The sequence below is a fragment of the Pedobacter sp. genome (assembly GCF_035317785.1).
Lineage (GTDB): Bacteria > Bacteroidota > Bacteroidia > Sphingobacteriales > Sphingobacteriaceae > Pedobacter.
The window spans coordinates 1-12,523 of the sequence record NZ_DATHGC010000339.1 but is presented as its reverse complement, the minus strand read 5'-3'; the positions used below and the strand labels follow the sequence as shown (position 1 = coordinate 12,523).

The window sequence follows — 12,523 nt, the reverse complement described above, 5'->3', positions numbered from 1 at the left end:
TACTTTAGATGAAGCCAGGGCGGCATTGCTGCTCCGGGAAAAGCAGGTTAAACAGCTGGAGCAGACCATAACATTTAAATATATATAACTCATGGGAAATACAGCAACTACTGTCGATCTGAACTGTGATATGGGAGAAAGTTTTGGGGCGTACACTATTGGTAATGATGAAGCCATTTTTCCTTACATCACATCAGCCAATATCGCCTGCGGATTTCATGCGGGTGATGCCGCTGTAATGAAGAAAACGGTACGGCTTGCCCTAAAATATGGTGTTGCGATAGGTGCGCATCCGGGATTGCCTGATCTTACGGGTTTTGGCAGAAGAGAGATGGTGATCAGTGCGGAGGAGGCTTATGATATGATGGTCTACCAGATCGGAGCACTTTATGCTTTTGCGAAATCTGAGGGGGGATTTTTAAACCATGTGAAACCTCATGGTGCGCTCTACAATATGGCAGCCGAAAATACCGGTCTGGCTGAGGCCATCGCAGAGGCGGTTTATAAAGTGGATCCGCTATTGGTTTTGTATGGGTTATCGGGCAGTGAATTGATAAATGCAGGATCCAAAATTGGTTTAAAGGTAGCCAATGAGGTATTTGCCGACAGGACCTACCAGGATAATGGCAAACTGACACCACGCAGCCTGGCCAATGCGCTGATCACTGATGAAGATTTTGCGGTTGCGCAATCGCTCAGGATGGTGAAAGAAGGGCTGGTGACCACGGTGAATGGTTCAGAGATAGCGAAACAGGCCGATACCATATGCCTGCACGGTGATGGAAAACATGCGGTAGAATTTGCCGCCAGGCTTCATACTATGTTTAAAGAAGAGAATATAGGATTGAAAGCCTTATCTCTCATAGCTCCATGAAGAAGAAAGTAAACTGGAGCGTATTAACAGGTGCTGCTTTTCTGATGGCCACATCAGCAATCGGACCGGGCTTTCTGACCCAAACTACCGTATTTACGCAATCGCTGGGTGCCAGTTTTGGCTTCGTGATCCTGACTTCTATTTTGATTGACATTGCGGTTCAGGTCAATGTCTGGCGGGTGATTGCGGTGTCTGAAAAGCGTGCTCAGGATATTGCGAATTTATTATTGCCCGGTTTGGGCGGCTTTATTGCATTGCTCATTGTGCTGGGAGGACTGGCTTTCAATATTGGTAACATAGCAGGCGCAGGTTTGGGGCTCAATGCTTTACTGGGTGTTTCTGTGAATGAAGGCGCATTGATCTCTGCGGTACTGGCTATTGCCATTTTCCTGATTAAAGAAGCGGGTAAAGCAATGGACAGGTTTGCACAAGTAATGGGCCTGGTGATGGTCATCGTCATCGTTTATATTGCCGTCACTTCAGCACCACCGGTTGCCGAGGCGGCGTTGAGAACAATAGTGCCATTGAGAATAGACCTGATGACGATCGTGACGCTGGTTGGCGGGACAGTGGGCGGCTACATCACTTTTTCAGGAGGACATCGCCTGCTGGATGCAGGTATAAAAGGAAAAGAATCTTTGAAGCAGGTGAGTACCAGCGCGGTTATGGGAATTTCTGTGGCTTCCCTGGTACGGATCTTCTTGTTCCTGGCTTCGCTGGGGATCATCACTAAAGGCCTGGCCGTGGATGCAACAAATCCGACAGGATCCATATTTCAGCTCGCTGCGGGTAACCTGGGTTACCGCCTGTTTGGCCTGGTGATGTTTGCAGCAGCCATTACGTCCGTGATCGGTTCGGCTTATACTTCGGTATCATTTGTTAAGTCCTTTAGTACCAAGATCAGCAGCAATGAAAATAAAGTGATCATTGGATTCATAATGGTATCTACTGTAATATTTATTGCCGTAGGAAAGCCTGTAAGTCTGCTGATCATGGCGGGAGTGGTCAACGGATTTATCCTTCCGGTCACACTATGCACCATTCTGTTCGCCGCATATAAAACCAGGATTGTGGGTGATTATAAACACCCGGTTTGGCTGACTGCATTAGGGGTGCTGGTTGTGCTGATCATGACTTACATGAGCGGAAGCGTGCTGATCGCGCAGTTTTAACCTCTGTTATCATTATATAAAAAGCCTGCCTTACAGAATGTGAGGCAGGCTTTTTATATAATGATCCAAGAATTATTATCCTCTGGGTCTGATGATCCTGTCAATGCCACGGTCTCTTCTTTCACTTTTGTAATGACCGTGTGATCTGTTCCCTCTAACTTCGCGATAGCGGTAATTATGACGTCTTGGGGCACTGTAATATTTCACTTTATGTCCTTTGTAATGTTTGTAGTGTCTTGGTGCGCTGTAATAAACCGGCGCCGAACGGTAATGTCTGCGCACAGACACATAGCGTGGTGCCGGGGCATAATACCGGGTTACCACCGGTGTGTATGCCACTTCCTCGTAATATACCGGGGCCCATCTTGGCTGGGAACCGATACTGACATTGATACTAACCTGGGCTTGTGCTGTTGTTGCTATTGCAGATGCGAATCCGAGCATCGTCAATAAAATTAATCTTTTCATAGAATTAACGGTTTTAGTGTTTGTGTGTCGTAATATTAGTTTTCAAAGTTTGTGCCACAAGTATAATTATGGCTACAAACATGCATTAATAACGCATAAATGGTTATGTTTGTATCTTAAAATGAACTTTAGTAAGTAACATTATTGCCTATAAATGAGTACGAAGACAGCAGTTTCTGCATCAGCATATGAATTGGTATCTGGTTTGGAAATCCACGTACAGCTAAATACAAAATCTAAAATATTCTCGGCAGACAGTGCCGCATTTGGTGCAAAACCCAATGCGCACATTTCTGCGGTTTCACTGGCTTTGCCGGGCGCATTGCCTAAATTGAATAAAGAAGTAGTCGCCAAGGCTGTTCGTATGGGGCTGGCACTGAATTGCACCATAAATCAAGTCAATTACTTTGACAGAAAGAATTATTTCTATGCAGATCTTCCGAAAGGATACCAGATCACCCAGGACAACAGGCCGATCTGCCAAAATGGTTTTCTGAACGTAACTTTGAGCAATGGCGAAGAAAAGCGCATTGGCATCAACCGGATCCACCTGGAGGAAGATGCCGGAAAGAGCCTGCACGATCAGGATGACCTGTACTCCTATGTTGACCTGAACAGGGCCGGGGTGCCTTTGATAGAGATCGTTACCGAGCCTGATATCCGCAATTCTGAAGAAGCATCTGCTTTGCTTACTGAAATGAGAAAGCTGGTCCGCTTTCTGGATGTGAGCGATGGCAATATGGAAGAAGGGAGTTTGCGCTGCGATGCCAACATCTCTATTCGCAAAAAAGGTACGCTGGAATATGGTACCCGTTGCGAAGTGAAAAATCTGAACTCGATCAGAAACGTACGCAGGGCAATGGACTTTGAATTTGGCAGACAGCAGGAAGTTCTGGAAAATGGCGGAAAGATCGTTCAAAGCACATTGAACTTTGATGCCGAACAGGGCACGACATCGCCGATGAGAAGTAAAGAGGAGGCAAATGATTACCGCTACTTTCCTGATCCCGATCTGGCGCCTGTACACATCTCTGATGAATGGCTGGCACAACTGAAATTTGATATGCCTGCGTTGCCCGGAGAGATCTGTAAACAACTCGTGCATGATTATGATGTGAATGTTGCGGATGCCACATTAATCGCTGAGGATCATGATCTGCTGGCTTTTTTTAAAGCAGCTTTACTGAATGTAAACAATCCTAAAAGCCTGGTAAACTGGCTGACGGGTGCGGTGAGGGCTTTGCTGAATGAACGAAATGTCACGATCACAGAATTTAAAGTAAGCCCGGAGCAGCTGGCAGATGTGATCAACCTGGTGGATGATAAAATGCTGACCCAGCAGATTGCCTTACAGCAATTGCTGCCCGCTTTATTGAGTCAAAAGGATACTGAACCTGCTGATGTGCAGCAGCTTGCAGCAGATTTAAACCTGCTGATCGTGGACAATGGTGACGAGCTCATCAAATTCGTGGATGAAGTGTTGTCTAAATATGAGCAGCAGGTGCTGGCTTATAAAAAAGGCAAAAAAGGGGTACTGGGTCTTTTTGTTGGCGAAGTCATGAAGCTGGCGAAAGGAAAAGCCAATCCCCAGAAAATAAATGAATTGGTACAAGAGAAATTGAAATAAAACTTAGAAAATAAACAAGCGTTATGAAGAGACTAGTCTATGCGTTAATAATGATCAGCGTTGCTTTTGCGTCATGTAAAGACAAAAGCAAATTTGTGATCAGCGGAGAATTTAAGAATGCCGAGCCAAAGAGTAAAGTTTATCTGTATGCGGTACAGCAAAACAACCAGTCACCGCTTGATTCTACAGTTTTCTCAGAAAAAGGCGAGTTCAAGTTTAGTCACAAGACGGAAGGTGTGGAGTTCTTCAAGATCGCTGCAGGCCATAGTGAATATGTGGTCATTGCTGAAAATGGCGACGACATTAAGATCAGCGCTGACCTTACAGATAAAATGCTTGCATACAACATTTCAGGGGGTAAGGAAGCCGATAAACTACAGGAATTAAATACCTCAAAAAATGCTTATTTAGGCAGAATGGCTGCCATACAAGCCCAATTTGATGAAGCAGTGTCTAAACAGCCTGATCAGCGGGAAACGATCATGCAGCAGGTTGCTCCTAAATACAATGCGGAATTGCAGGGACTGAATACGGCAGTGCTTAAATTTGCCAATGAAAATACAGAATCACTGGCCGGTTTTTACGCCATCAATATGCTGAACCCGGCAGAATATGAGAAGGAGATGGTGGCTTTCGCAGGTAAGATCAGCGGAGACCTGAAAAAAAATAAGACTGTAACTGAGTTTGTGAACAAGATGGCTAGTCTGCAAACGGTGCAGGTAGGGCATCCGGCTCCGGATTTTACGGTTCCCGGATTAAACGGACAATCTGTTAAGCGTGATGATTTTAAAGGAAAATATGTACTGATCGATTTTTGGGCATCCTGGTGCGCACCCTGCAGACAGGAAAATCCAAATGTGGTCAAAGCATACAATACTTATAAGGATAAGAACTTTACCATACTGGGTGTTTCGCTGGATAAAGATGCTGCGGCATGGAAAAAGGCCATTGCTGAAGATCAGCTGACCTGGAACCACGCAGGAGAACTGAAGGATTTTGAAGGAGACATGGTCAGACAGTACCATATAGAAGCCATTCCAAGTAATTTTTTGCTTGATCCAAAAGGTATGATCGTAGCTAAAAACCTTAGAGGTGAGGATCTTGAAGCCTTCTTAAGCAAAACTTTACGCTAAACCTAAATTCATGTTAATATACAAGTCGGTATTAACAATTTGTTAACATGGGTTTAACGCTATATTATAATTGATTACCTATTTTCGTAACAAATAATTAAAGCTATGAGCGCTGTAAAACAAAAGATACTGATTGTAGACGATGAACCGGATATTTTAGAGTTAATTGAATATAACCTAAAGAAAGAAGGGTATCAGGTTTTTCTTGCCAGTAACGGACAGGAAGGAATCACAGTTGCCAAGAAAGTTCATCCGGATTTAATCATCCTGGATATCATGATGCCTAAAATGGATGGAATAGAAGCTTGTCGCCTGATGAGGGCCATTCCTGAGTTTAAAAGCACTTTCATGGTGTTTTTGACCGCGAGGAGCGAGGAATATTCTGAAATAGCCGGGTTTAATGTAGGTGCAGACGATTATATCGCTAAACCGATAAAGCCAAGGGCGCTGGTCAGCAGGATCAATGCTATACTGAGAAGAAATTCCAGTACTGATGAGGTTTCTGAGAACAAAGTCGAAATTGGAGATCTGGTGATCGACAGGGAAGCTTACCTGGTTTATCAGGACGGAAAAAAGGTAGTTTTAGCTAAAAAAGAATTTGAACTGTTATATCTGCTGGCTTCGAAGCCAGGAAAAGTGTACACCAGGGAATCTATCTTAAAGAACATTTGGGAAGACTCTGTTGTGGTGACCAATCGTACTATTGATGTGCACATCCGTAAACTCCGTGAAAAACTGGGAGAAACTTATGTGGCTACGGTCAAAGGTGTGGGGTATAAATTCGAACTTTCGTAGCTGAAAATGGGTGCTCACGGTAATTTATTTGTACTTTTGCGCTTTACGTAAAATTACCGAGTGAAATATCCTTCTTTCAAAGACCTTATCCTTTTCGAAAACGATGACTATATCGTTGTAAATAAACCTCCTTTTGTAGCCTCTCTGGATGAGCGGGGTGGTTCTGGTGAAGTAAATATTCTGCGCCTGGCAAAGCAATATTCTGATGATGCGCAGGTAGCGCACCGTCTGGATAAGGAGACCTCCGGTGCCATGATCATCGCTAAAACTCCTGAAGCTTATCGTCATGTAGCCATACAGTTTGAAAAGCGTAAAGTCAACAAGGTTTATCATGCTATAGTAGACGGACAGTTTGTTTTCAAAGACCTCTTTATAGATCTTCCTATTCTCAATGACGGAAATAAAAGCGTAACGATAGACAGAAAAGAAGGTAAGCGCGCCGAAACTTATTTCAATACGTTAAAAAATTACAGGCATTATACTTTGATGGAATGCAAGCCGGTGACCGGTCGCATGCACCAGATCAGGATCCACCTGGCTACCCAGCGGGCTGCCATAGTTGGTGATCACATGTACAAGGGCAAGCCGGTATTCCTGTCGGGCATCAAAAAAGGATACCGTATTGCCAAGGATGACGAAGAACAGCCCATCATGAAGCGGTTTGCCCTACATGCGAGGTTCGTCACTTTCAAAGGCCTGGATGATAAAGAGATATTCATCGACGCACCTTATCCAAAAGACTTTGCCACGCTAATCAAACTGCTTGATAAGTTTGACGCTTAACCCGCATTAAAGAAAGCTTCTTGTTAACCGCGTTATAATCTTACGCAAACGGTTGCGCAACGTTTGTGTATGAACTCTGGGTACAGGTTGGTGATTAATCCGCAACCCTCTTCAAGCCAAATTTCTCTATTTTGCTATACAAGTGACTGCGCTGGATATCGATATCATCCGCAGTTTTAGATACATTCCAGTTGTTCTTTTCCAGTTTGAACTTGATGAACTCCTTTTCCGCATAATCCTTATAATCCTGGAAATTGCTGAACTTTTCATAATTAAAAGCGCCGCCGCTTCCGTTGCTGCCTGCAGATGCATGGCTGCTTCCATTAGCCGCACCAATATTGGTACCACCACCCGGATTTGCAAATGCACTGACGTCATGTTCAGTAATGGTTTTATCACTCAGGATGATCAAACGCTCGATCATATTGTGCAATTCCCGTACATTTCCTGTCCATGGCAGGTTCTGCAATGCAACTATCGCACCCTCACTGATCTTTTTGACCGGCATGCCATACTCTTTACAGATGTCTTCCAAAAAGTTTTGCGCGATCTCTGGAATATCTTCAGTACGCTCCGTCAATGGGGGTACGTGGATGTTGATCACATTCAGACGGTGGTAAAGGTCCATCCGGAAGTTACCTTCCTCAATCTCCTTCATCAGGTCTTTGTTTGTAGCGGCAAGAACCCTCACATTTACCTCCAGTTCTTTCTCACCACCCACACGGGTAATTTTATGTTCCTGCAAAGCCCTTAGTACCTTTGCCTGTGCAGAAAGACTCATATCGCCGATTTCATCCAGGAAAAGTGTACCGCCATTGGCCAGCTCAAACTTACCGATACGCTGCTTAACAGCAGAAGTAAAGGAGCCTTTTTCGTGTCCGAAAAGTTCACTTTCAATCAATTCAGATGGAATGGCTGCACAATTTACTTCTATAAGCGGATTGTCAGCACGGTTAGATTTTTCATGCACCCAGCGGGCTACCAATTCTTTACCACTGCCGTTAGCGCCGGTGATCAGTACACGGGCCTCAGTAGGGGCCACGCGTTCTATAGTTTCTTTGATCTTGTTGATGTTATCAGACGAACCCAGGATATCTCTTGTCTTGCTGACCTTGCGTTTCAGGACTTTGGTTTCAGTAACCAAAGTTCCCCTGTCGAGCGCGTTTCTTACCGTGATCAGCAGCCTGTTCAGATCAGGTGGCTTGGAAATAAAGTCAAATGCGCCCTTTTTACTTGCTTCTATAGCAGTTTCAACCGTGCCATGGCCCGAGATCATAATGAAAGGAAGATCAGGACTATAGGCAAGTGCCTGTTCCAGCACCTCCATGCCATCCATCTTGCTCATTTTGATGTCGCAAAGAACCAAGTCGTATTTCTTTTTCTTTATGAGGTCAAGTCCGTCTACACCATTGTCAATATCGTCAACTTCGTAATTTTCATATTCCAAGATCTCACGTAGTGTGCTTCTTATCGCCCGCTCGTCATCAATTATTAACAGTTTCGCCATGTGGTGTGTTAAAATTTTATTATCCGTATGCTAATATATTACTTTTATTAGTAAAGCATTGTAAAATCAAAAAAATGCAAGCCTGTAAGCCGGGTTCTGTTCCCGATAAATCGGGATTCTATCATTAATCCAGTATAAATGTTGCCATTTATCTCTAACGACCTACCCACTAACATCGGACGAGCAGCCCTACATGCGTTAGCCTATTTGGTCTTTCAACTCCCGGGGTTTACCAGTCTTGCCATCACTGACAAAAATCGTGAGCTCTTACCTCACGTTTTCAACCTTACCTGTACCTTACGGCCATCGGCGGTGTGCTTTCTGCGGCACTTTCCGTATCCCGATTTTACATCGGGACCCTTCCCGTTAGGAAGCGGGATGCTCTGTGTTGCCCGGACTTTCCTCTCCGAAACGAGTTCGCAGCGATAGAACGGCTTGCATTTTTGCGGTAAAGATACAAAAAAAGGAATTCCTCTCTAAGGCTGGACCTTTTGCTCTGAAAAAGAGCAAAAACTGCGTAGCATTCTTGAAGACAAAATCAATAGACACTACTGAAAAATCCTATGCCTTTTCGAAGAACACCTTTTTTTGTTTGTGTCGCAAAAATTGGGCGAATAAAAAGAAATGTTGTTTTATTGAATCTTGACTGACGTAACAACATCATTGGCCGTAGGCGAAAGGTTAGGGAAGTGCGGTGTATCCGAATTGATCACCCAGGACTGTCCCGTAAAATTGTCGTCTTTATACATCGTCACCGTCCAGCCCGGCGGTATTTTGGCAGATGATGCCCAGTCGTTTACAAATCCCATGGCTTGCAGTTGAGAAATGGTGTAATTACCTTTAGGGATAATGCCAGAGCTGGTGCCGCCGTATAAGGTGATCTGGTAAAAAATTACTCCGGGAGCAAGCTGCAGAAAAGCCACTATGCTACAGGCCTCATAGGTTTGGATGTAGCCGGTAGGACAGGGAATGGCATAGTTGCGGTAAGTCAGATTGCGGGACGCATCACGGTTTGTCCAGCCGGCATCGACATTGGTTTCTATCCAGCTTAAATATTGGGTTTGCTTGCCTTCGTTGATCAGCTGCATCATATAATCCGCAAAAATGGCCTTCATTACGCCCTGCTCGTTAAAATCGCCCTCAGCGGGAAGGATGCTGTTGGTACATAAGTTGTTTTTGACATAGTCTGCGTAACGTTTGGCATCGTTCAGGTAAGCCGTATTGCCCGATTGCTTGTACAAGGCATAGGCCGCACCGATCGCTGTTCCTGCATTATAGGTATAAGCCAGACCTCCAGGAGGGTTGCTGCCAATTTTATTGTCATAAACCTGACCTGTGCTGGTGTTGGTCAGGTTGGTTTTTGACCAGTTATAAATATTTTGGGCTTTGGTGAGGTAGGTGCTGTTGCCGGTGATGGCATACAGGCGCATGGCCGCAATGACGGTGGGAAAATTAATGCAGGAGTTTTTACCGGTATGGTTAAAATCCCAATACATGCCGCCGCCAACGGGATCGTAAGAGCCATTCCACACCCTGTCGAAACCAGATATGGCTTTGGTTAAATAGGTCGCATTGCCTGTCAGCTGGTTGGCCCGTGCAAGCGACATGACCCACCACATGATGTCATCATAAATAAACCAAACTGTGGTGTTGTTCCAGTTGTAACCGTCGTACTGGTTGTAGTTTCCAGTATACATATCGTTCACCCGTGTTAAATCGGCAGCGGTCTTGCGGCGGGTATACACACTCATGGCCATGTCCCAGAATATGGCCTGTGTCCAGATGGCCGCTACACTGTTTTTGAGCGTGGTACCATAGTACAGCTTGCCGCCCGGATTGTAGCAAGCGGTATTAAAGGCACTCCATGCAGTATTGGCAACGCCTGTGTTCCAATACACAGCTGCAGCGATGCCGGGGCCCGCTACTGAAATCAAATTTTTTGCCGGCAGCTTAGCCTCCGGATCACTTTCTTTTTTGCAGCTAAAAAACGCAAAGCATGCGCCCAGCAACAGGATACTCGTTTTTTTCATTACTCTAGGGATAATTTGGTTAGCAATAAAACGTTTGTTTAATAAATTCTGTGCAAGCTACTTCGTAATGTACAGACGTTTGGAATTTCCTGTAATGGATTTTATCCTGCCAAAATACTTTTCATCGTCAAGCTTATTGTAATAACTGACCTTCACTTTACCCACTGATTTTACCTTGCCCTGCGGATCGTTGATGTCAAAAGCATTATAGTATTTGATGTCAATGTCGCCGATTGACTTTAAGGTACCGGCCTTGTCATGGATATCAAATGTATTGTTATAGGTGACCTTAATATTTCCAATCGACTTCAGCCTGCCTTTAATGTCGTGAATATCAAAGCGGTCATTATAGTCGAACTTTATACTTCCTATTGATTGAATTTTACCTTCTTTATCCTTGTCAGAACCGTCGAAATAAGTTACTGCCTGGCTCGCGATAGAAGTTGGATTCCCTTCTGTATTATAAAAACGATCATAAGAAGGGCCATTCTCGTTTTCATTGTCCGAATTGTTTCCGTCAACCTGGTCCACATAAAAAATATTTCCCTCCGGCCCCAGGCCAATGATAATTTTTGAGTTCAATATCAGTTCTATTGATCTGAAGCCCTGTGTTTTATCAGAAACCCTGAAATGCGCTGCTGTGATGGTTTGCGCTTTGGTCAGTGATACAATGGAGACCATTAGCGCTGTAACAAGAAGATGTTTGTAATTTATATTGGCAATTCGGCTCATGGGTATAAAATTTTTCGCTCTTAAATCGACTTCGCTCTTTATTCAATTTAGTTCTTTTTGGCTAAAAACACCTACTGTCTTACACTTTTTTGAGATTTCGTACAAAACAAAGTTTTTTTTTATTGCAATAGTCAATCTACATTTGTCAGATCTCCCTGGTGTATGCATTTATAATATTTTGTCCGCTTTATGAATTTACAAATTTTATGGATATGAAGGTTAATAGTGATAAAGAAAAAGAAGAAGGTCCTAAAAAAGTGCAGGACCAGGAAACCAGTCCGAAATCCTATGATCCGGAACAAGTCATCAGTACTGTCAATGATATTGATTTTTCTGGCAGTTATTCATATGCCAATTATTTAAACTGGCACATACAGGAACGTTTTGAGCTGATCAAAGGAAAGATCTTTGAGATGACTGCACCTTCAACCAGGCATCAGGAATGTACTGGAAAGATATTTGGAGAACTATACCTGTTCCTGAAAAATCATAGATGCCGCGCATTTATAGCACCTTTTGACGTCCGTTTTCCTTATAAATCAAAAGACGATGTGGATGTAACCACCGTACTTCAGCCTGATGTTTGCGTAGTTTGTGATCCCACTAAAATCGATCAGAGAGGTTGTATTGGCGCACCAGATATCGTGGTCGAAGTGCTTTCTCCTGGCAATAACAGAAAAGAACTGGACAATAAATTCAAAATCTATGAAGAGTTTGGCGTGCGTGAATACTGGATAGTACACCCATCGGAAAGATCCTTAATTCAGTACCTGCTCAATGAAGATGGTATTTTCGTAGCCGGAAAACCTTATACGAGCGGCGATGATCTTGTCTCAGACCTGCTGCCAGGCTTCAGATTGAACATTGATGAGCTGTTTATGGACAGCGATGATGAAGAATAAACTATTCTGCTTATTTTAACAGTCCAATTGGCAACTCTATCATGAAACGATTATTGTCCATTTTCATATTATTTTATGCGCTATACCTGCCTTCAATCTGCGCGCAGACTGGCAGTAAAACGGATTTTCTGCCCCAAAGCACACCTGAAGCCCAGGATGTGTCATCAGCGGGAATCATCGCATTTCTGGATGCTGCCGCAAAATTGTCCAAGCTGGAACTGCATGACTTTGTAATCCTGCGTCATGGAAAAGTGGTCGCAGAAGGAGCCTGGAAACCCTATGATACCCAGTTCAAACACACTTTATATTCAACCAGTAAAAGTTTTACTTCAACAGCAATCGGTTTTGCTGTCCAGGAAGGCCGTCTGAAACTAACAGATAAAGTGGTTTGGTTTTTCACGAAAGAAGACCTTCCGGCCACTATAAGTGAAAATCTTGCTGAATTGAACATCCGGCATTTGCTGACAATGACTGTAGGGCAGGAGCCCGAACCTCCTTAT

Annotated in this window: 12 protein-coding genes and 1 other RNA gene; 8 read left to right on the top strand and 5 right to left on the bottom strand. The window is 43.9% G+C overall.

From position 1 onward, the window contains the following. Positions 1–91 precede the first annotated feature (91 nt). The gene (locus VK541_RS21560; RefSeq protein ID WP_324372573.1) at positions 92–874 is read left to right on the top strand and encodes a 5-oxoprolinase subunit PxpA; all 783 of its coding nucleotides are present in this window, start codon (positions 92–94) and stop codon (positions 872–874) included. After that, entirely contained in the window at positions 871–2,046 is a 1,176-nt protein-coding gene (locus VK541_RS21555) for an NRAMP family divalent metal transporter (RefSeq protein ID WP_324372571.1), read from the top strand. Before VK541_RS21560 ends, VK541_RS21555 begins: the two co-directional genes overlap by 4 nt. A 75-nt stretch (positions 2,047–2,121) precedes the next feature. Here the strand turns inward: VK541_RS21555 and VK541_RS21550 are convergent, their stop codons facing one another. After that, on the bottom strand, positions 2,122–2,514 hold the full coding sequence (locus VK541_RS21550; protein WP_324372570.1) for a hypothetical protein: 393 nt from the start codon (positions 2,512–2,514) through the stop codon (positions 2,122–2,124). Positions 2,515–2,668: 154 nt separating this feature from the next. Here VK541_RS21550 and gatB point away from each other — a divergent pair, with 154 nt between their 5' ends. The 4 genes from gatB (at position 2,669) to VK541_RS21530 (ending at position 6,852) form a co-directional block, all read left to right on the top strand. Continuing rightward, entirely contained in the window at positions 2,669–4,141 is a 1,473-nt protein-coding gene (gatB, locus tag VK541_RS21545; protein WP_324372569.1) for an Asp-tRNA(Asn)/Glu-tRNA(Gln) amidotransferase subunit GatB, read from the top strand. Between the two features lie 23 nt (positions 4,142–4,164). Continuing rightward, on the top strand, positions 4,165–5,274 hold the full coding sequence (locus tag VK541_RS21540; RefSeq protein WP_324372568.1) for a TlpA disulfide reductase family protein: 1,110 nt from the start codon (positions 4,165–4,167) through the stop codon (positions 5,272–5,274). Between the two features lie 105 nt (positions 5,275–5,379). Then, positions 5,380–6,069 carry a response regulator transcription factor gene (locus VK541_RS21535; protein WP_324372566.1) on the top strand — a complete coding sequence of 230 codons (690 nt, stop codon included), beginning with the start codon at positions 5,380–5,382 and terminating at the stop codon, positions 6,067–6,069. Positions 6,070–6,129: 60 nt separating this feature from the next. After that, entirely contained in the window at positions 6,130–6,852 is a 723-nt protein-coding gene (locus VK541_RS21530) for an RNA pseudouridine synthase (protein WP_324372564.1), read from the top strand. A 94-nt stretch (positions 6,853–6,946) separates the two neighbouring features. Here the strand turns inward: VK541_RS21530 and VK541_RS21525 are convergent, their stop codons facing one another. From VK541_RS21525 to VK541_RS21510, 4 genes are all read right to left on the bottom strand, one after another. Further along, the gene (locus tag VK541_RS21525; protein WP_324372562.1) at positions 6,947–8,359 is read right to left on the bottom strand and encodes a sigma-54 dependent transcriptional regulator; all 1,413 of its coding nucleotides are present in this window, start codon (positions 8,357–8,359) and stop codon (positions 6,947–6,949) included. Between the two features lie 69 nt (positions 8,360–8,428). Then, positions 8,429–8,801: RNase P RNA component class A (gene rnpB / locus VK541_RS21520), an RNA gene on the bottom strand. A gap of 190 nt (positions 8,802–8,991) precedes the next feature. Then, positions 8,992–10,389, bottom strand: coding sequence for a glycoside hydrolase family 76 protein (locus VK541_RS21515; RefSeq protein ID WP_324372561.1), 1,398 nt, complete (start codon positions 10,387–10,389; stop codon positions 8,992–8,994). Between the two features lie 57 nt (positions 10,390–10,446). Continuing rightward, a complete protein-coding gene (locus VK541_RS21510; RefSeq protein WP_324372559.1) occupies positions 10,447–11,121 on the bottom strand; it encodes a hypothetical protein in 675 nt (224 codons plus the stop codon). Positions 11,122–11,333: 212 nt separating this feature from the next. On the opposite strand from VK541_RS21510, the gene VK541_RS21505 reads away from it, so the two are divergent. Beyond that, complete coding sequence (locus tag VK541_RS21505) at positions 11,334–12,023, top strand: Uma2 family endonuclease (RefSeq protein WP_324372558.1); 690 nt, start codon at positions 11,334–11,336, stop codon at positions 12,021–12,023. Between the two features lie 41 nt (positions 12,024–12,064). Next, positions 12,065–12,523, top strand: a 459-nt coding sequence (locus VK541_RS21500) for a serine hydrolase domain-containing protein (RefSeq protein WP_324372557.1), incomplete at its 3' end; no start/stop codon positions are given.